The organism is Hymenobacter nitidus, from assembly GCF_020447315.1.
GTDB lineage: Bacteria > Bacteroidota > Bacteroidia > Cytophagales > Hymenobacteraceae > Hymenobacter > Hymenobacter nitidus.
Window position 1 is genome coordinate 364,528 of record NZ_JAJADQ010000005.1, and the last position, 18,050, is coordinate 382,577.

The window sequence follows — 18,050 nt, forward strand, 5'->3', positions numbered from 1 at the left end:
ATGGTTGCAACGCCACCTTCGTGAACCTGGCGTTTACTCTTCCACCGTCGTTTCCACTTCCTGGGTCTGGGCTTTGCGGATGCTTTCCAGGGCTACCTGCAGAATATCGGTGCGCACGTTCAGCTCGCCCAGCTTGTTATTGCGCCGCGTTGGGTTCACGCGGTTCGACAGAAACACGTAGACCAGCTCCTGCTCCGGATCAACCCAGAAGAAGGTGCCGGTGAAGCCCGAGTGGCCGAAGCTGCCGGCCGAGGCGGCAGCAGCCGTGTTGCCGGCGGGCTTGGCGGCCTGCCGGTCGAAGCCCAGGCCGCGGCGGTTGCCCTGGTCGCAGAACTGGCAGCGGGTGTAGTCGGCCAGGATTTCGGGCTTGAGCAGCTGCTGCCCGCCGTACTTGCCCTTCCAGGCGTAGGCCTGGGCCAGCTTGGCCAGGTCGTTGGCGTTGCCAAACAGGCCGGCGTGGCCCGAGAGGCCGCCCAGCAGGGCCGCGCCCTCGTCGTGCACGGTGCCGTGCAGCTGCTGGCGCCGGAACACGGAGTCGTACTCGGTAGGCGCAATGCGGCCGGGCGCGAAGCGGCGCGTGGGGTTGAAGCCCAGGGTGGCAGCGCCCAGCGGACCGTACACTTCCTGGCGCAGAAACTGGTCGAAGGGCAGGCCGGTAATCTGCTTTACCAGCAGCGGGTACAGGTAAAACGACAGGTCGGAGTACACATAGCCGGGCTTGTCGTTCAGCGGCGACTCGCCAATTTGCTTCACGAGCTGCTCGGGCAAATCCTTCCGGCCCCAGAGCCGGGTAGCCACCTGCAGCGGGAAGCGGGCCGAGGAATCGGGGCGGAAAAAGCGGCGGCTGAGCTGGGCATCGGCGGCGGGCTTCTTAGTCGGGTCGGGCTTACGGAAGCCGGCAAACAGGCGGGCAAACAAGCCTTTGGGCTGCGTATAGCCCTGCCAAAACGGAATCCAGGCTTTCAGGCGGGCTTGGTGGGCCAGCACGTCGCGCAGTTTCAGATCCTGCTTGTTGGTGCCCTTGAACTGCGGGAAATAGTCGCCCAGCGTCCTGTCGGGGCTGAACTTGCCTTGTTCCTGCAGCTTCATCAGGGCCGGAATGGCCGCTGCTGCTTTCGTGACGGAGGCCAGATCGTAGAGGTCGGTGTTGCGCACCGCGCGGCCGGGCTTGCCGGCCTGGGCGGGGGCATCGGGGTAGCTGTGCGTGCCGTAGCTTTTGCGCAGCACCACCGTGCCGCGCCGGGCAATAAGTACCTCGCAGCCGGGCATGGCACGGGCGGCCATGGCCCGGGCCACCACCGAGTCGACGCGGGCTTCGAGCTTGTTGCTCATGTCCACATTCTCGGGGAAGCCGTAGCGCAGGCGCAAGCCGCCGGTGGTCGTCAGGCCGAAGCCCTGGCTGTACTTGTCGGTGACCGTGACAGGCAGCTTACCGGTGGCGCCGAGGCCGCCGAAAATCACCTGGGCCGTTATTTCCTGGGCGTTTTTGCTTTCCTGATAGGCCAGCAGCACGGCATCAGCCCGGTCCAGGTCGCGCACCTTGGCCACAGCGTAGGCATTGCCAAATATGCTGACCACGACGCGCTGCCGGGCGCTGGTCAGCTCGCGTAGCATCAGGTTGGTTTCGGGCGTCACGCCGAAGTTGGTGGCCGGCAGGCGGCCCAGGTTGTTCACGCCCACCAGCAAGGTATTGTAGCGCTGCAGCGCGGTCCGCATGCGGGTCAGCTCGTCCAGGGTGGCGGTGGCCGACAGCCAGTAATGGTCCACGGCAGCATAGTCGGCGGTGAGGCGCTGGAAGTCGGTGGTATCCTTGGTGCCGATGGTGAGCGTGGCCAGGCGCAGGGTGTCGAGGCGTTGCAGGGGCAAAAAGCTTTTCTGGTTGCGCAGCACCGTCACGCTCAGGCTGGAAAGCTTCTGGCTCAGGGCCTGGGCGTGCACCGAGTTCAGATCCTGGTGCAGGTTGCGCAGCTCGATGGGACGGTACTTGTCCAGGCCCGCCCACTGCTTCAGGGCCAGCACCTTGCGGCAGCGGGCATCAATATCTTCCTGCTTCAGCTGCCCGGCGTTGATGGCGGCCCGCACCATCTGCAGGGCCAGCGGAATGTTTTTGGAGAACTCCAGAATGTCGTTGCCGGCCAGCAGGGCGCGCAGGTCGGCCTCGCCGGGCGGGTACTTGCTGATGACGCCCTTCATGTTCATGGCGTCGGTGAAAATCACGCCCTGAAAGCCCAGCTGCTGCTTGACCATGCCCGTCACAATGGGCTTGGAAAGTGTGCTGGGCATGCCGGTGCTGTCGAGGGCCGGAATGTTGAGGTGGGCAATCATGATGCCGCCCAGGCCGCGGCGCATCAAGTCCCGGAAGGGAAACAGCTCCAGCGTATCGAGGCGGCGCCGGTCCACGCGCACCAGGGGCAGGGCCAGGTGAGAGTCCGTGTCGGTGTCGCCGTGGCCGGGGAAGTGCTTGGCCACGGCCAGCACGCCCGCGTCCTGCATGCCGCGCATATACAGGTAGCTTTTCTCGGTCACGTTTTCGCGCTGCTCGCCCCAGCTGCGGAAGCCGATGACGGGGTTGGCCGCGTTGTTGTTCACATCCACCACCGGGGCGAAGTTGACGTGCATGCCCAGGCGCTTAAACTGTCCGGCAATTTCCTGGCCCATGTCGTACATGAGCTGGTTTTCGCGGATGCCGCCCATGCTCATCTGGTACGGGAAGCGCACCACGCTGTCGAGGCGCATGCCCGCGCCCCACTCGCCGTCCATGGCCACCAGTAGCGGCACTTTGCTCTGACTCTGGTAGCGGTTCAGCAGCTTGCTCTGGCGCACCGGTCCGCCCTGGAAAAAGATGAGCCCCCCGATGCCGTACTGCTGAATCAGGGTGGAAATCGAGTCTTCGTCGATGCGCTTGCGGTTGGAGTAGGCCGCCACCATAAAGAGCTGGGCCACGCGCTGGTCGGGCGTCAGGGTTTTCATCACCGAATCGACCCAGCGTGAGGAGGCCAGCTGAGCCGCGAAGGGCACGGGCTGAGCGCCGCGTGGCCGGGTAGCCGCGGCTTTGGCGGTGGCCGGCGCGGCGGGGTTGCCTGCTGCGGCCGCGGCCCCGGCGGCCTTGCGGGCCCGGGCTTTGGCGGCCGCAGCCTGGGCTTCGCGGTAATCAATGATTTCCTGGCGCCGCCGGGCTGCTGCGCTTGGCTTGCCGCGCCGGGCAGTGGCGGTTTTTTTCTTGGCGGCGGACTTTTTGCGGCGCTGGGCGGTGGTGTCGGCCGGGCTCAGCAGCACCAGCAGCAGCCATAAAAACGAGAGGAAGCGGGCGAATGACAAAATCAAAAGAGCGGTTAGCCAGGGGTTGGGCTGCTAATTTAGGGGAATGTGGGCTGTTGGGCGTGCCGGCTCCGGCGCAAGCCCGCTGCCGCGCCGCCAACCGGCCCTGGTGGCCGATAAAGCCCCGAGCACCGGATTTCCGCTGACTTCCGGCTATTCCCAAGGCAAAAGTGCCTGGATAGCGGCTCCACAACGAAACCTACCAGGCATCTAGCAGGGGACGCTTCATCAGAATGTCGGTCTGCTCGTCGTCACCCAGAGTAAACACATGCCGGCCAAACTCGACGAAGCCGTTTTTCTGGTAGAAGCGGATGGCACGCGGGTTTTCTTCCCACACCCCCAGCCATACGTAGCGGGCCTGCGCCTCGGCGGCCAGCTGCAGGGCCTTATCGTAGAGCAGCTGGCCTACTTTCTGGCCGTGGTAGTCCTGCAACACGTAAATACGCTCTATTTCCAGCGCATCGGCATCCTGGGGCTCGGTTTGGGCCGGCCCGGTGTTTACTTTCAGGTAGCCAATAACCGAGTGGTTCAGCTCCGCAAAGTAAAAGCCTGAGTCGGGGTTCTGCAGCTCCGCCGTTAGCTTTTCGCGGGCAAAGCCTTCGGCCAGATAGGCGCTCATATTCTCCGCGGAATTGTTGGCGCCAAACGTTTCAAAAAACGTGTGGCGGCCAATCTGCTGCAGGTACTCCACGTCCTGGGTGGTGGCTGGTCTGATGGTAATCTGGTGCATATTCATCTTCCTTTGTGAGTTCTGGGGTGCCCGGTTTTTGGGTGTCAACCCCTTTTTTTCGTCCCTGCAATGCCGCCCCTGACCCTACCCCAGATTCTGCAAGCCACCTATCCGCTGCCGCCCGATTCGCTGGAAAAGGTGCTGGCGCTGGCCGAGTATGTGGAGCTGCCCAAAGGCACCCGCCTGTTTCGCGACGACCAGCTGGCCCACCACATTTACGTGCTGCAGCGCGGCCTGGCCCGGGCCTATGCCCAGCGGGAGGAGCGGGAGGTAACCTTCTGGTTTTCCGCCGAAGGCGCGGTTCTGGCCTCCATTCGCGGCTACACCGAGCAGGCCGTGAGCTACGAAACCATCGAGCTGCTGGAAGACAGCGCCCTGTTTCGCCTGCCCATGCACGCGCTCCAGCAGCTGTACCGGCTGGATGTGCACCTGGCCAACTGGGGGCGGGTAATGGTGGAGCGCGTCTGGCTGCAAACCGAGCAGCAGCTCATTGCCCGCCAGTTCCGTACCGCCGCGGAACGCTACGCGGATCTGCTGCAGCACAGCCCGCACCTGCTGCAGCGCGTGGCCCTGGGCCACATTGCCTCCTACCTCGGCATTACCCAGGTCACGCTCAGCCGGGTCCGGGCGCAGCTGAAAAAAGCGCCGCACCCTTAGGCCGACACCATTTTCAGGCCCAGCAGGGAGCCAACCAGGGTGGTGAGAAAAAACAGGCGCGGCCCGGTCAGCGGGTCGCCGAAGACGAGCACCCCGAGCCCAACGGTACCCACGGCCCCGATGCCGGTCCAGACGGCGTAGGCCGTGCCCAGCGGCACCCGGGCCAAGCTCAGGTTGAGCAGATAAAAGCTCAGGGCCGCGCTGCTCCCAAAGGCCGCGTACCAGCCCGCCGACTCCATGCCGGCAGTCAGCTTGCCCTTGCCCAGGCAAAACGCAAAGGCCACTTCGGCCAACCCTCCCAGTACCAGAAACAACCAATGCATGGTGAAAACGAAACGTGTGGAGGCAAAGGTCTGGCGCCGGCCGCTCGTTTCTTTTTACCAATGTTAAAAACGCTGACGCCCGATTTTGTAGGATTTAGACCGGCTGCTTTGAACTATCCTGGAAAACTTTCCCTGTCTACAACCAGAGCGGTCCTACTTTTGCACGGCCGCATACGCTCCCGGGTTCCGCGGCCGTTTGTAGGGCCAGGCGCCTTTCCTCACTTCTTAATACCTGCCGTTTTGATGACTTCCGCTGCTCTCACTTCTTCTCCCGCCACCCGCGTACGGCTGTGGCCAGCTGGCTTGCTGCTGTTGCTGGGCCTGCTGCTGGCCCAATTCACCCAGGCCCAGCAGCTGCGGGGCATAGTGCTGGATAAGGATTCCAACCAGCCGCTGCCGTTTGCCAGCGTCTCGGTGCCGGGTACCACGCTGGGCACCACCACCAATACCGAGGGCGAGTTTACCCTGAAAGTGAACAAGCTGCCCGTGACATTGCTGATTTCGGAGCTGGGCCACGTGCGCGACACGCTGCGCGTTACCACCAACTCCGAGCTGCTGCGCGTGTCCCTGGCCTCGGCCAACATCACGCTGCCCGAGGTGAAAGTGGGCAGCTACGCCTTCCGTCTCGTGGATCGGGCTTTCCGGCAGCTGCAGCGCAACTACGGGCGCAAGTTCTACGGCAAGGCCTTCTACCGCCAAACCACCCGCATCGGCGGCGAGCCGACTGAGCTGCAGGAAGTGGTCTGGAATGTGAAGTCGACCACGGCCCGTATCGAGGGCACGGCCATTTCCCAGGGCCGCTACGCCGCCAAGCAAAGCCTGACCAGCTTCAGCAATTTCTCGCTCTACACCAAATCCTATGGCCTGTATGACGCCAACGCCGACACGCTCAAGTCGCTGGCGCTGCTGAGCCCGAATGCGGTGAAAAACTATCTGCTGGAGCTCAAAGGCGTAGTGGCCGGCCCCGACAGCACCAAGGGTGGCATTGCCGAAATCGACTTCGAAACCCGCCCCGAGCTAACCAAATACAAAGCCCAGGGCACCATCTGGATTGACGTGGACTCCTACAAAGTGGTGCGTTACCGCATGACGACGCCCAACTTCACGGCCTCGACGTCCAACGCCAACCAGAAATTCCGCAACACCAAGCTCGACATTGAAATGTCGTTCCAGAACACCGACGGCGAAGTGGCCCCGCTCGAATACATGAAGGTGAACTTGGCCGCCGACCTGACTTCGCCCGGCAAGCCGGCTACACCGCTCACCGTGTCGTCGTTCACCTTTTTCTACGATACCAGCACCACGCCCACCAGTATTCCCTATGCCCGCGTGAGCGTACAGGACCGCGACCTGGAGGCCATTAAGAGCATCAAGTACGACCCCGAATTCTGGGTCAATAACCCCGTGGTGAAGCGCACCCCGGTGGAGGACGAGGTGATTCAGTCGTTCGAGAAGAAAGGTGCTTTCGGTACCATGGTGCCCAAGCCCGAAGCCAAACCCGACGTGCGCATCAGCAACGACGGCCGGATTCTGAAGTAGCTTTTCGGCTTGCGCTTATGCACAAAAAAAGCCCCGGAAATATCTTCCGGGGCTTTTTTTGTGAAAAGAACGTCCTGTTTCGACAAGCTTGGCAGGACGTTCTTTTCACGGTCGGATCTTTACCCAACTACGGATTGGTGCTCCACATGCCGGCTTCCTTGATAAAGATGCGGCGGCTGAGCTTGAGCTGGGCAATGATGAATTCGGCCAGGTCCTCGGGCTGCATCACCTTGTCGGGGTTGCCGTCGGTGAGGTTGTTGCTGATGGCCAGCTCGGTAGCTACGGTGCTGGGCGTGAGGGCCGACACCCGGATGTTCTGCTTGCGCACCTCCTGCATCAGGGACTCGGTGAGGCCCAGAATGGCAAACTTCGAGGCGCTGTAGGCGCTGGTGGTAGCGGCCCCGCGCTGACCGGCGGTGGAGGCAATGTTGATAATGTCGCCGCCCTGGCGCTCTATCATCTGGGGCAGCACGGCGCGGGTGGCGTAGTAAGTGCCCATCAGGTTTACCTGAATGATGTGCTCCCACTCGGCCGGGTCCATGTCGACGAGCTTGGCGAAAGTGCCGATGCCAGCGTTGTTGATCAGGATGTCGATGGAGCCGAGGGCTGCCAGGGCCTGGGCTACGGCAGCTTCTACGGCGGCGCGGTCGGCTACGTCGGCCGTTACCACCACTGCCTTGCCTTTGCCCAGCGCCTCGATTTCCCGGGCCACTTCCTGCAGCTGGCTGTCGGTGCGGGCCAGCAGGGCCACGTTTACGCCTTCCTGGGCCAGAGCCAGGGCTACGGCCCGACCAATTCCTTTGCCTGCGCCCGTTACCAGGGCCGTCTTTCCGGCTATTTCTTGCATACTGCGGGTGTTGTCGTGAATGATTGGGTTGTATAACCGCAAGAGCGGTTACAGGTTGCGAAGCAAGGTAGAAATAGGGTAGGACCGGCCGTTGTCTTTCACTTATTGCATGTCATCCTGAACGGCGCGAAGCGGAGTGAAGGACCTTACAGGATAGGCACGATTAGCGTTTATACGACTCGTGCCAGCGTGATAAGGTCCTTCGCACGGCAGACGCCAGATAAAGGATGACAAACGGGAAAAGACGCCGGCGGCAGCTTTCCGGGGGCGGCGGTGTCTTTTCCGGCCAAACGCTTTACCTTCCCCCCTCAACCACTACACATTCTTTCGGAATGAAAAAACTTGCTCTGGGCGGCTTGCTCGCCTGTGCGCTGCTGGCTTCCTGCAACCAGCAGAAGAACGCCGACGGTACCGCCGCCACCGAAACCGGCGCCGCCGACGTGAAAGACCTCGCCACCCTGTTTACCAACTACTGGGAAGAGCAGACCAAGCTGTTTCCGCTGAGCGCCACGGCCCAGGGCGACAACCGCTACAACGACCAACTGCCCAACGACCAGACCAAAGCTTTCCGCGACGGGCTGCAGGAGTTTTATCAGCGCTACCTCACTCAGCTCGGCAAGTTCGACCGGGCCACGCTTTCCGAGAACGACAAGATCAGCTACGACATCTTCCAGTACGACCTGCAAACCCGCCTCGACGGGCTCAAGCTCGGTATCGTGGTGGGCGGCGACTACCCCAACACTTGGATGATTCCCTTCAGCCAGTTTGGCGGCCTGCCCATTTCGCTGGGGCAGTTTGGCTCGGGTTCGGGCGCGCAACCGTTCAAAACCGCCAAAGACTACGACAACTGGCTGGGCCGCGTGCACAGCTTTCCGGCCTGGGCCGATTCGGCCATCAGCAACTTCCGCCAGGGCATGAAGGCCGGCGTGGTGCTGCCCCGGGCCCTGGTGCAAAAGATGATTCCGCAGATGCGCGACCTGGTCGTGACGGATGCCAGCCAGTCGTTGTTCTACGGCCCGGTCAAGGCTTTCCCCAAGGACATCAGCGCGGCCGACCAGCAGCGCCTGACGACGGCCTACCAGCAGGCTATTCTCACCGACCTGGCCCCCACGTATAAGAAGCTGGCCGACTTCCTCGAAACCGAATACCTGCCCAAGTCCCGCCCCAGCACGGGCATCAGTGCCCTGCCCAACGGTGCGGCCCAGTATGCGTTTCTGGCCAAATACTGGACGACGACCGACAAAACTCCCGAGCAGATTTACCAGACCGGCCTGGCCGAGGTGAAGCGCATCCGCACCGAAATGGAGCGGGTAAAAACCCAGGTTGGCTTTAAAGGCGACTTGCCGGCTTTCTTCGCCTACCTGAAGACCGATAAAAAATTCATGCCCTACAAAACGCCGGCCGAGGTGCTGGGCGCCTTCCGCAGCATCCAGGCCAAGATTGACCCTAACCTGAAAAAGATGTTCGGCCGCACGCCCAAAACCGGCTTCGAGATTCGCCAGACGGAGGCATTCCGGGCCGCCTCGGCCTCGGCCGAGTACAATCAGGGCACACCCGACGGCTCGCGCCCCGGTATCTTCTACATCCCGATTCTGGACGCTACTACCTTCAACACGACTTCGGGCATGGAGTCGCTGTTCTTGCACGAAGCCATTCCGGGCCACCACTATCAAGTGTCGCTGCAGCAGGAAAATGAAAGCCTGCCCAAGTTCCGCCGCTTTGCCTGGTACGGTGCCATGGGCGAAGGCTGGGCGCTTTACACCGAAAGCCTGGGCAAGGAGCTGGGCCTCTACACCGACCCCTACCAGTACATGGGGGCGCTGGGCGACGAAATTCACCGCGCCATCCGGCTGGTAGTGGATGTGGGTATGCACACCAAGAACATGACCCGCGAGCAGGCCATCAAGTATATGATGGACAACGAGGCCATCGGGGAGCAGGGCGCTACAGCCGAAATTGAGCGGTATATGGCCATTCCGGGCCAGGCCCTGAGCTACAAAATCGGCCAGCTTAAGATCCGGGAGCTGCGCGACAAATATCATACTCAGCTGGCGGCCGGGGCTTCGGGCAAGCTGCGCGAAAAGTATCCGCGCCAGAACTCCGAGCACTTCAGCCTCAGCGCCTTCCACGACGAGCTGCTCAAGGACGGCGTAATGCCGCTCTCGGTGCTGGAACGTAAAATGGACGACTGGGCCACCGACCAGAAGTAAAAACCTCGGTAAGCCTACCATAAAAACTGCCTCATTTCCGGCCACACCAGCGACCGGGAATGAGGCAGTTTGCATTCGTGGGGCGGCAGTCAAGGCAGTACTAGCCGCCGGTTTAGGTAGCGCGCTGGCACTAGCCAGTGAGCCGTGGGGCAACAAGTCAGGTTGTGGAGCCGCCCGTCGTCGAGCCACCAGTTGTCGGGCCAGTAGTGGAGCCACCGGTAGTACCACTGGTCGTACCCGTGGTGGAGCCACCCGTCGTGCCGGAAGTAGTACCCGTGGTCGAGCCGCTGGTGGTTCCTGATGTGGTACCGGTGGTGCTACCGCTGGTTGTCCCCGACGTAGTACCAGTAGTGCTGCCGGTCGTGCTGCCGGAAGTCGTACCGGTCGTAGAGCCCGAAGTAGTACTGCTGGTCGTGCCCGTAGTGCTGCCGCTGGTAGTGCCGGAAGTCGTACCGGTGGTGCTGCCACTCGTGGTGCCGGAGGTAGTACCGGTCGTGCTACCACTGGTTGTGCCACTGGTCGTGGTGCCGGAGGTAGTGCTGCTGGTTGTACCCGTGGTGGAGCCGCTCGTAGTGCCACTGGTCGTACCCGTTGTCGAGCCGGAAGTCGTACCGGAGGTGGTGCCGGTTGTGGAACCCGAGGTTGTACCCGAAGTAGTAGTGCCTGAGGTGGTAGTACCCGAGGTAGTGGAAGGGGTGTCGTCATCGTCATCGTCATCGTCATCGCAGGCAGTGAAGGCCAGCGAGGAGCAGACTAACGCAGCGGTAAGCAAAGGAAGCCAGGACTTTTTCATAAGCTGAATCAGTTTTTGGTGATAGGTTGGCAAGGGCTGTTTTATGCGCTTATCAATCAATCGTTTATGAGAAAAGTGCCAGCAAAAACCGCTGAAGAAACACGGAAATTACTAGGCAAAAGCCGCAGTCTACGCACTTGCCGCACCCGGTTTTTCCGTGGTTATCAGGATTCTGCATACATAATTTGGGTATCGGGATAAAGCTCCGGCAACGGCCGCCAGAGTGAAGCCTCTGAGCCGTGGCCAGGCCCAGGTGCTCTGCTGCTGGCTTTTCATTGGCCGAAACTGAACAAACCGCCGGGTTACCGGTCCTTGAACCGCACCACTTCCTCGCCCATGCGCCACCTGACTACCGCCGACATTGCCGCTTTCGACAAGATTTACCGCCTGAACCTGATTAACTCCATCACGGGCTACAAGCCGGCCAACCTTATCGGCACGACCTCGGCCGAGGGCACCACCAACTTGGCTATCTTCAGCTCCGTCATTCACCTGGGCTCGGCCCCGGCGGTGCTGGGCATCGTGACGCGCCCCGCCACCGTGCCGCGCCACACCTACGAGAACATCAAGGCCACCGGCTGCTACACCATCAACCACGTCGTGGCCGACTTCGTGGGAGCGGCGCACTACACCTCGGCCGAGTTTGGGCGCGACGAGTCCGAGTTTGCGCAGTGCGGCTTCACGCCCGCCTACCGCGACGATTTTCCGGCGCCCTACGTGGCCGAAAGTCGCATCGGGCTGGGTCTGCGCCTGCGCGAGGAGCTACCCATTCACAATGGGACCGTACTGCTGGTGGGCACTGTGGAGCACATCTACCTGCCCGAAGAGGTGCTGCGCCCCGATGGCACCCTGGACCTGCAGCAGGCCGGGGCCGTCTGCATTTCCGGCCTCGACGGCTACCACCAGGTGGCGCCGCTGGCTTCCTTTGCCTACGCCCGGCCCGGGCAGGGGCCACAGCCGAAATAAGCGGCAATGCGCTCGGTGGCGCCAACGCGGGCTGCCGGCGTGCGTTTAAGAAGCCAACTTCATTCGCACGCTACCTCTTTCGCTATGACAACTCCTTTCTGGCAAACCCTGCGCCTGGGCACCCTGGCCGGCCTGCGCAGTATGACGCCGCTGGCCTTACTGAGTCGTTCTTTTTCCAGGCATAACTCCGATGCCATTGCGGCTTCGCCCTTCCGTCTGCTACAGTCGGGCGCGGCGGCTACGGGGCTGAAGGTGCTGGCCGCCGGTGAAATGGTGGCCGACAAAATGCCCGGCATGCCCGACCGGATTACACCCACCGCCTTATTGGGCCGCAGCCTATCGGGCGCCCTGATGGGGGCCATGCTCTACAAGTCGAACCGGCGCTCCTGGCTGGGCGGCGGGTTGTTGGGCGGCCTGGCGGCAGTGGCCGGCACCTATGGCAGCTACTACCTGCGCAAGCAACTAGGTCAGCAAACCCAGGTGCCCGATACCGTGTGGGCCCTGCTGGAAGATGCCACCGTGTTCAGCAGCAGTAAAGCCGCCAGTCAGGATGCTGCCCGGCCCACGCGCAGCCACCGCGACGCTTTCGTGCCGCGGCACCTGCCTTCGGCGCCTTCCCGCCACGCCAATTATCCGTCCCTTTTCTAGCACCGCCGGAAAACCGAAAAAGCCCCGTAGCCAGTTGGCTGCGGGGCTTTTTGCGGTAAAGAGCTACTTACTGGTTGCCGGTAGAGCCGCCTTTGTTGGTGGTATTCGTGGAGCCCCCGCCGGTGGCCGAGGTGGTCGGCGTGGTGCTGTTCTGCGACGGGGCCTTGGTAGCGTTCAGGCTATTATTCGACGTCACCTTATCCACCGAGTTGGGCTCGCCCGAAGCAGCCTGGGGCGACGTGGCGCTGTTGCCGCCCGGCGACGAGTTCAGCGCGTTGTCGGTCGATTGGGCCTGGTCGACGGCCGAACCTTCGCCTCCTGGAGGCTGCACGTTCTGCTGGTTGTTCACGCTGTCCATCTCGGTTTCGATGGTGCGGGCTGGTGGGGCCGTCGAGAAGTCGTTGATGTTCTGGCGGTCTTCGCCGGGAGTACCGGCCCGGTCGCAGGCCGTGGTCAGGGAAGCCGCGGCGCCCAGCACAGCAGCCAGCACAAAGCGCTGAGTGAGTTTCATAGGAAAAGGTGTTTGGAGTTCAGGTTAGACTAGGTGAAGCATATACGGCAAACCGGCCCCGAATAGCTGAAGTACGGGCCCGCTAAGTAGCAGCGGGACTAGTGCAGCAGCAGCGGCGGGCTACTACCGCGGCCAAAGTCCTAGCTTTGCCCCATGTCGTTTCCAGCCTTGATGAACTGGAGCGGGGGCAAAGATTCAGCCCTGGCGCTCTACCACGCCCTGCATGACCCCCGCTATGAGGTGCGCCACCTGCTTACCAGCGTGAGCAGCCACTACCAGCGCGTTTCCATGCACGGCGTGCGCGTGGCCCTGCTCGAAGCCCAGGCCCGGCAGATTGGCCTGCCGCTGACCAAGCTGGAGTTGCCCGAAGCCCCCGATATGGCCCACTACGAGCAGCAGATGCGCGCCACGCTGGCTCCTTTGCAGGCCCAGGGTATGCAGCACGCCATCTTCGGGGATATTTTTCTGGAAGACCTGCGCGCTTACCGTGAGCAGCAGCTGGCCAAAATGCAGATGCAGGCCGTGTTTCCGCTGTGGCAGCGCAGCAGTGCCGACATTCTGCGCGAGTATCTAGCCCTGGGCTTTCGGGCCGTGGTGGTCTGCGTGAATGAGGCCCACCTCAACGCCAGCTTCTGCGGCCGCCTGCTCGACGAAGCGTTCCTGCGCGACCTGCCGCCCGGTGTAGACCCCTGCGGCGAGAATGGCGAGTACCACAGCTTTGTGTTTGAGGCGCCGTATTTCCGGCAGCCCATTGCCTTCACGCGGGGCGAAATCGTGCGGCGTACCTACCCGACTCCCGCCGGCGCCGCGCCGGCCGGCTTCTGGTACTGCGACCTGCTGCCCGCGGAATAACTGCGTCGCCGCCTCAGGAGTCACCGGAAGTTTGCCAGCAGCTGGCCTCCAGGTAGCAGTCGGAACTGCGGCCGCCCTCGCGCAGCACCCAGTTGCCGGGCCGGCCCAGCCACTGCAGGCGCCCATCGGGCAGCACCGAGTTGGCAAAGTCGTGGGAGCAAACGGCAATGCTTTCCGTTTCGACGCGGTTGACGGTCAGGTATTCCACGTACTGCAGCTGCAGCTTGCCTTGCTCAATACAGCTGGGGTGCAGCACGAGGTTGTGGGCCGGGCTGGGCATGGCCGCCGAGGGGTAAAGCAGGCCGTCGAAGGCCTGGCCCAGCTGGCAGGCCTCGGCAATGGCAATGGAGAGGCGGTAATGGTGCTGGTTATCATCCTGCACCGAGCGGGTGAAGGCCTTGGTGAGAAAGTGGGCAATGGGCCTTGTTTCACCCGGCAGCTGCTCCAGAGCCTTCTCCAGTACCTTTTCCCGGTCGGAGTGCGGGTCGTCGGTGCAGATGTCGGCGTAGCCAAAGCTAGCCAGACGCAGGGGCTGGCGGCTTTGCCAGCGGCTGATGATAATCCGGTCGTTGGGCTGCACGCCGGCCTCAAAAAACGGCGGGTGCCAGGTGGCGCTGCAGTAGAACATGGAGGCGCCGGCCCGGTTGGCCCGCTGGTCGTCGGTTACCCACTCCGCCGGCGGGTGCGAAACCTGCCGGAAGTGGGTGGGAAGCTCCTGGCAGGCCTTGCCGCGGTAAAGCAGCAGGCCCGGGTTGAATTCAATAAGCCGCAGCGGGTGGCCCTGTAGCAAGTCCTGCACGCGCGCAACCAGCTCGTCGATGGAGTGCTTGCGCAAATCCAGGTGCTGCAGCGACGCTATTTTATGTCTGGTTTCGTCCAAGGAAGGTTTGTGAGAAACCTTAGGCTGGAATAAAGCCATGAATGCGGTGGTTGGGTGGTAGGCAAAGAGGGGCAGAAAAAGACTGGGGCGGAAAAAACAGAGCGGCGTAGAAGTGAAATAAGCAGGCCGCCACACCGAATAACGCCGGTAGCGGGGCCTGCTTACAACACCGGATTCAGGGCTTAAAACTCGTAGGAGTCGCGGTTGCGGCGCGCATACCGCTCCGACGATTCGTGGTGGCTGTGCCGGTATTTGTTCTTGTCGCGCAGGAGCAGGTAGCCCAGACCACCCACCAAAGCTGCCCCGATAACCCACTTGGGCAGGGGACTTTCCGTGGCGGGCGGCACCGACACCACGCCGGTTTCGTCGGCTACGGCGGGGTGGCCCACGTAGCGGCCCTGCGCGGGCACGGCCTGCTGCTCGAAGTGCAGGGCCAGCTCGTGCAATTGCCGGCGCAGCTCGGCGCCGTGCATCGGGATGCCGTGGCCGGTGGCCGCAATCTGCGGCTCCAGAGCAGCCAGCTTTTCCACCGAGGCGCGGGCCTGCAGCCAGTCGGGGGTGAAGTAGGCGGGCGGGCCGTGCACTTCCTGGCGCTGCTCCCACACATCCGAGCCCGATTCCTGCTTCACCGTTACGAAGGCGTCGCCGCTGAGCAGCGTCCGGTCGTATTCGCGGAAAAAAGCGACGTGGCCCGGCGTGTGGCCCGGCGTGTGTACCCAGCGCCATTCCGAAAGGAAGGGCACCGTGCCGTTCAGAGGCAGGGGCTGCACGCGGGAGCCCAGGTCGATGGGCTTTTTGGGGTAGAGAAACGACATGGCCGCCATGGCGCCCCCGCCCACCGTGGGGTCTGGTGGCGGATAGGACGAGCGGCCCGTGAGGTAGGGCAGCTCCAGCGGGTGGGCATACACGGGCACATTCCACTCCTCGGCCAGCGTTTTGAGGGCCCCGACGTGGTCGAAGTGCCCATGGGTCAGAATGATGGCCGACGGTGGGTTGTCGGGCCCGAAAATCTGTTCAACGTTGTGCTTGATCTTCTCGGCCGAGCCCGGCAGGCCCGCATCCACAAGCACCCAGGGCTCCAGCGGCGAGGAAGTGTCGCGCACGAAATACAGATTGACAAAAACGTTGCGCAGGCCCCAGACTCCGGGCACGACAGCCTGAAGCGCGGGGGTATTGGCGCGGTTTGCGGTGTTTGGCATAGCAGTTAGGTGGGCTAGAGTGGAGAGGAAAGAAGGAGCCTGAGCCCGATAAGCCGGTTACCTTCAGTCTGAAATACGCAGCTTTCCAGACTTAGGATAAAGCCAAAACCTGATTTACGGCGCCGTTTCGGCGGTACGGTTGAGGTTCGAGGCCACTGGCTGTTCTGCTTCACACACGCACAGAACTTCACGCTTGGGGGTGGAAACCTGGTAGTTTGGCAACGAAACTTCCTTCATGTAAATGACCTCCAGGCGGCGCAGGGGCGGGTTAGCGGGGTCTTCGTGCCAGATGCGCAGCAGGTAGTTGCAGTAGTAGGGCCGCATGTACTCATTGCTGACGAACAGGTAATTCTCGCTGTACTTGCGCCACCGGTCATTTTTGAACAGCGAAACCACCGAGGCCGGCTTGGCATAGGTAGTAGGCCGGCCCCGGCGGTTCAAATCGAGGTGCTGACCCTGGGTGGTAGTGCCGTCCAGAATGTACCAGCCGTCGTCCTTGAACACGGCGGGCGCAAACATGCCCCAGTGCTGGTCGATGCGGAACAGGTAGCCAAACCAGCGCAACGGCTGCGACATGTACAGGGAAGGCTGGTTCACACTGTCCAGGTTCCACCAGATGACGTAGCCCAGCAGCACGGTTACGGCCGCGTTGCGCAGGTTGCGCAGCAGCACCCAGCGCCGTTCCGTGAGCTGAAAGGCCGGCTCGATACGCACCCGCAGCGGCAGACGAAGCCGGGCCAGATGGGGCCGCAACCGCTCGAAGCGGGCCGCTACCTGCGGGCCCAGGCGTTGGGTGCCCAGGGCCAGGCGCTTATCCAGCCAGTTCATGGCCACGGGCGGCAGCAGGCCTAGCACCGAGGCCATATTGATCAGGAAAAACAGCCCGACAAACAGCGTGAGGCTGATGCCGAAGTGAAACAGGTACATCACGCCCACAAAGAACAGCCGCCACCACGTCACCCGGAATGGAATAAACAGCGCAAATGGCAAGAGCCACTCGGTGTAGTAGGTAGCAAACGTGAGCCAGTAGAGCAGCTTGCTATAGGGGTACAGCAGCCGCCCGCCCGGCATCAGCACCTGGTCGAGGCTGAGGGCGTAGTAGATGGCCGTGCCTTCGGTGGTCCACTCGGGCGCGTTTTTCAGCAGGGCCGTGCACCAGTAAACCAGGGCAATCTGGACGATGTAGGCCACCGTGGCGGCACTGAAGTAGGTAAGGCGGGCGGGCCGCTCCCGGCCGCGGGCATCCAAGGAATACATGCGGCCCCAGGGCAGAAACAACGCCCAAAACAGCAGCATGCGCAGCAAATCGTCGCCGCCCTGCCCAATGAGGGGATTGCGGTTTTGCACCGATACCAGCAGCAGCCAGGTAATGAACGTAGCCAGGCGGGTGTGGTAGCCCAGCAGCAGAGCCACGGCTCCCAGGGCCTCCAGCAGGAAAAGCACACCCTGCATCTGCCACAGCCCACTGGCCGCGTGCAGCGAGAACTGGTAGGGGCTCCAGCAGTACTGATACAGCACGTGCAGGGGCAGCACTCCCATGTTGGAATAGTGCGCTTCTAGGTCGGTACTGCGGATGATGACGTCGAGCAGAACGACGGCGGCCACGCCTATGCGCAGCAACGCCAAGGCGCGCAGGTCGACTACAAACGGGCGGCGGAGTAAGCTAAGAATCCGGGGCATAGACTGCCGCTTCGGGTGAGAGGTGAAAGGAAAAGGCGAACAGGGGCGCCGTCCGGTTGAACGGCGCCCCTGTTCGCCTTACGTAGCCGTACGGGAAACAGCGACAAACTTGGCTTACCGGGTGGTCGAGCCGCTGGTGCTGCCGCTGGTAGTGCCGGAAGTGGTACCCGAAGTCGTGCCGGAAGTGGTACGACCGGAAGTAGTGCTACCCGACGTAGTGCGGCCGGAGGTAGTACCACTGGTTGTGCGGCCCGAGGTCGTGCCGCTGGTCGAGCCCGAAGTCGTACCGGAGGTAGAACCCGAAGTCGAGCCCGAAGTGCTGCCGCTGGTCATTGTGCCACTGGTCGAGCCGCTGGTCATCGAGCCAGACGTGGTTCCGGTGCCGCTAGTCATGGTGCCGCTGGTTGTGCCCGAAGTTGTACCGCTGGTCATCGAGCCGGAGGTTGAACCGCTGGTCATAGACCCTGAAGTCGAGCCACTGGTCATGGAGCCGGAAGTGGAGCCCGTGGTAGTAGTGCCGGTGGTTGTAGTGCCACTGGTAGTGGTACCACTGGTGGTCGAGCCGCTGGTGGTGCCATACGTGTCCGTGCTACTGCCGCTGGTGGATCCGGAGGTAGAGCCACTCGTGCCCGAGCTGTTCATATCCGACGAACCGCTGGTAGAGCTGCCAGTGCCGGTTTTGCTGGCGTTGCAGCCAGTCATTGCGAGGTTGCCGCCAAGCAAAGCCGTAGCCAGCAGCAGGGTCCAGGGAGCAAGCGTGTTCTTTTTCATAGCAGGTGGAGTAAGCAGGGTGAAAAGTGAGAAAACGTCAAAGTCAACGCCACAGAGTTAGTGCTATACGCTATTGTGAATAAACTGATATGTTTTCAGGAAAAATTTGTCTATTAACAAGTTGGG

16 protein-coding genes are annotated in these 18,050 nt (G+C 62.3%); 6 read left to right on the forward strand and 10 right to left on the reverse strand.

All coding sequences use genetic code 11. The annotated features are described in order from the left end of the window. Positions 1 to 33: 33 nt before the first annotated feature. Both LGH70_RS12080 and LGH70_RS12085 read right to left on the reverse strand, forming a co-directional pair. A complete protein-coding gene (locus tag LGH70_RS12080; protein WP_226185908.1) occupies positions 34 to 3,324 on the reverse strand; it encodes a serine hydrolase domain-containing protein in 3,291 nt (1,096 codons plus the stop codon). Between the two features lie 193 nt (positions 3,325 to 3,517). Continuing rightward, a complete protein-coding gene (locus LGH70_RS12085; RefSeq protein ID WP_348533746.1) occupies positions 3,518 to 4,054 on the reverse strand; it encodes a GNAT family N-acetyltransferase in 537 nt (178 codons plus the stop codon). Between the two features lie 63 nt (positions 4,055 to 4,117). Here LGH70_RS12085 and LGH70_RS12090 point away from each other — a divergent pair, with 63 nt between their 5' ends. Next, complete coding sequence (locus LGH70_RS12090) at positions 4,118 to 4,705, forward strand: Crp/Fnr family transcriptional regulator (RefSeq protein WP_226185909.1); 588 nt, start codon at positions 4,118 to 4,120, stop codon at positions 4,703 to 4,705. Here the strand turns inward: LGH70_RS12090 and LGH70_RS12095 are convergent. Beyond that, positions 4,702 to 5,028: a DMT family transporter gene (locus tag LGH70_RS12095; protein WP_226185910.1), complete on the reverse strand. Its 327-nt coding sequence runs from the start codon at positions 5,026 to 5,028 to the stop codon at positions 4,702 to 4,704. The two genes, LGH70_RS12090 and LGH70_RS12095, sit on opposite strands and share 4 nt — an antisense overlap. A gap of 243 nt (positions 5,029 to 5,271) precedes the next feature. Between LGH70_RS12095 and LGH70_RS12100 the strand changes: the two genes are divergently transcribed. Then, the gene (locus LGH70_RS12100) at positions 5,272 to 6,567 is read left to right on the forward strand and encodes a carboxypeptidase-like regulatory domain-containing protein (protein WP_226185912.1); all 1,296 of its coding nucleotides are present in this window, start codon (positions 5,272 to 5,274) and stop codon (positions 6,565 to 6,567) included. Positions 6,568 to 6,694: 127 nt separating this feature from the next. Here the strand turns inward: LGH70_RS12100 and LGH70_RS12105 are convergent, their stop codons facing one another. Then, positions 6,695 to 7,414 carry a 3-ketoacyl-ACP reductase gene (locus tag LGH70_RS12105; RefSeq protein WP_226185913.1) on the reverse strand — a complete coding sequence of 240 codons (720 nt, stop codon included), beginning with the start codon at positions 7,412 to 7,414 and terminating at the stop codon, positions 6,695 to 6,697. A gap of 332 nt (positions 7,415 to 7,746) precedes the next feature. On the opposite strand from LGH70_RS12105, the gene LGH70_RS12110 reads away from it, so the two are divergent. Beyond that, entirely contained in the window at positions 7,747 to 9,624 is a 1,878-nt protein-coding gene (locus tag LGH70_RS12110) for a DUF885 domain-containing protein (protein WP_226185914.1), read from the forward strand. A 157-nt stretch (positions 9,625 to 9,781) separates the two neighbouring features. Here LGH70_RS12110 and LGH70_RS12115 read toward each other — a convergent pair whose 3' ends face one another. Further along, a complete protein-coding gene (locus LGH70_RS12115; RefSeq protein ID WP_226185916.1) occupies positions 9,782 to 10,417 on the reverse strand; it encodes a hypothetical protein in 636 nt (211 codons plus the stop codon). Positions 10,418 to 10,729: 312 nt separating this feature from the next. On the opposite strand from LGH70_RS12115, the gene LGH70_RS12120 reads away from it, so the two are divergent. Further along, positions 10,730 to 11,383 (forward strand): flavin reductase family protein, encoded by a 654-nt coding sequence (locus LGH70_RS12120; protein ID WP_226185918.1) that lies wholly within the window; start codon positions 10,730 to 10,732, stop codon positions 11,381 to 11,383. Between the two features lie 84 nt (positions 11,384 to 11,467). Beyond that, on the forward strand, positions 11,468 to 12,031 hold the full coding sequence (locus LGH70_RS12125) for a DUF4126 family protein (protein WP_226185920.1): 564 nt from the start codon (positions 11,468 to 11,470) through the stop codon (positions 12,029 to 12,031). 67 nt (positions 12,032 to 12,098) lie between these two features. On the opposite strand, the gene LGH70_RS12130 is transcribed toward LGH70_RS12125, so the two are convergent. Beyond that, on the reverse strand, positions 12,099 to 12,542 hold the full coding sequence (locus LGH70_RS12130; RefSeq protein ID WP_226185922.1) for a hypothetical protein: 444 nt from the start codon (positions 12,540 to 12,542) through the stop codon (positions 12,099 to 12,101). Between the two features lie 153 nt (positions 12,543 to 12,695). Here LGH70_RS12130 and LGH70_RS12135 point away from each other — a divergent pair, with 153 nt between their 5' ends. Next, positions 12,696 to 13,394, forward strand: coding sequence for a Dph6-related ATP pyrophosphatase (locus LGH70_RS12135; RefSeq protein WP_226185924.1), 699 nt, complete (start codon positions 12,696 to 12,698; stop codon positions 13,392 to 13,394). A gap of 13 nt (positions 13,395 to 13,407) precedes the next feature. Here the strand turns inward: LGH70_RS12135 and LGH70_RS12140 are convergent, their stop codons facing one another. From LGH70_RS12140 to LGH70_RS12155, 4 genes are all read right to left on the reverse strand, one after another. Beyond that, the gene (locus tag LGH70_RS12140) at positions 13,408 to 14,274 is read right to left on the reverse strand and encodes an RES domain-containing protein (protein ID WP_226185926.1); all 867 of its coding nucleotides are present in this window, start codon (positions 14,272 to 14,274) and stop codon (positions 13,408 to 13,410) included. Between the two features lie 182 nt (positions 14,275 to 14,456). Continuing rightward, a complete protein-coding gene (locus tag LGH70_RS12145; protein WP_226185928.1) occupies positions 14,457 to 15,473 on the reverse strand; it encodes an MBL fold metallo-hydrolase in 1,017 nt (338 codons plus the stop codon). Positions 15,474 to 15,587: 114 nt separating this feature from the next. Beyond that, on the reverse strand, positions 15,588 to 17,153 hold the full coding sequence (locus LGH70_RS12150; RefSeq protein ID WP_226185930.1) for an HTTM domain-containing protein: 1,566 nt from the start codon (positions 17,151 to 17,153) through the stop codon (positions 15,588 to 15,590). 114 nt (positions 17,154 to 17,267) lie between these two features. Next, positions 17,268 to 17,924 (reverse strand): hypothetical protein, encoded by a 657-nt coding sequence (locus LGH70_RS12155; protein WP_226185932.1) that lies wholly within the window; start codon positions 17,922 to 17,924, stop codon positions 17,268 to 17,270. Between the last annotated feature and the right edge of the window lie 126 nt (positions 17,925 to 18,050).

Bases quoted from the DNA above. Each gene is read 5' to 3' on its own strand.
- LGH70_RS12085 (WP_348533746.1), bottom strand. From the start codon at position 4,054: ATGAATATGCACCAGATTACCATCAGACCAGCCACCACCCAGGACGTG.
- LGH70_RS12090 (WP_226185909.1), top strand. From the start codon at position 4,118: ATGCCGCCCCTGACCCTACCCCAGATTCTGCAAGCCACCTATCCGCTG.
- LGH70_RS12095 (WP_226185910.1), bottom strand. From the start codon at position 5,028: ATGCATTGGTTGTTTCTGGTACTGGGAGGGTTGGCCGAAGTGGCCTTT.
- LGH70_RS12100 (WP_226185912.1), top strand. From the start codon at position 5,272: ATGACTTCCGCTGCTCTCACTTCTTCTCCCGCCACCCGCGTACGGCTG.
- LGH70_RS12105 (WP_226185913.1), bottom strand. From the start codon at position 7,414: ATGCAAGAAATAGCCGGAAAGACGGCCCTGGTAACGGGCGCAGGCAAA.
- LGH70_RS12110 (WP_226185914.1), top strand. From the start codon at position 7,747: ATGAAAAAACTTGCTCTGGGCGGCTTGCTCGCCTGTGCGCTGCTGGCT.
- LGH70_RS12115 (WP_226185916.1), bottom strand. From the start codon at position 10,417: ATGAAAAAGTCCTGGCTTCCTTTGCTTACCGCTGCGTTAGTCTGCTCC.
- LGH70_RS12125 (WP_226185920.1), top strand. From the start codon at position 11,468: ATGACAACTCCTTTCTGGCAAACCCTGCGCCTGGGCACCCTGGCCGGC.
- LGH70_RS12130 (WP_226185922.1), bottom strand. From the start codon at position 12,542: ATGAAACTCACTCAGCGCTTTGTGCTGGCTGCTGTGCTGGGCGCCGCG.
- LGH70_RS12135 (WP_226185924.1), top strand. From the start codon at position 12,696: ATGTCGTTTCCAGCCTTGATGAACTGGAGCGGGGGCAAAGATTCAGCC.
- LGH70_RS12145 (WP_226185928.1), bottom strand. From the start codon at position 15,473: ATGCCAAACACCGCAAACCGCGCCAATACCCCCGCGCTTCAGGCTGTC.
- LGH70_RS12150 (WP_226185930.1), bottom strand. From the start codon at position 17,153: ATGCCCCGGATTCTTAGCTTACTCCGCCGCCCGTTTGTAGTCGACCTG.
- LGH70_RS12155 (WP_226185932.1), bottom strand. From the start codon at position 17,924: ATGAAAAAGAACACGCTTGCTCCCTGGACCCTGCTGCTGGCTACGGCT.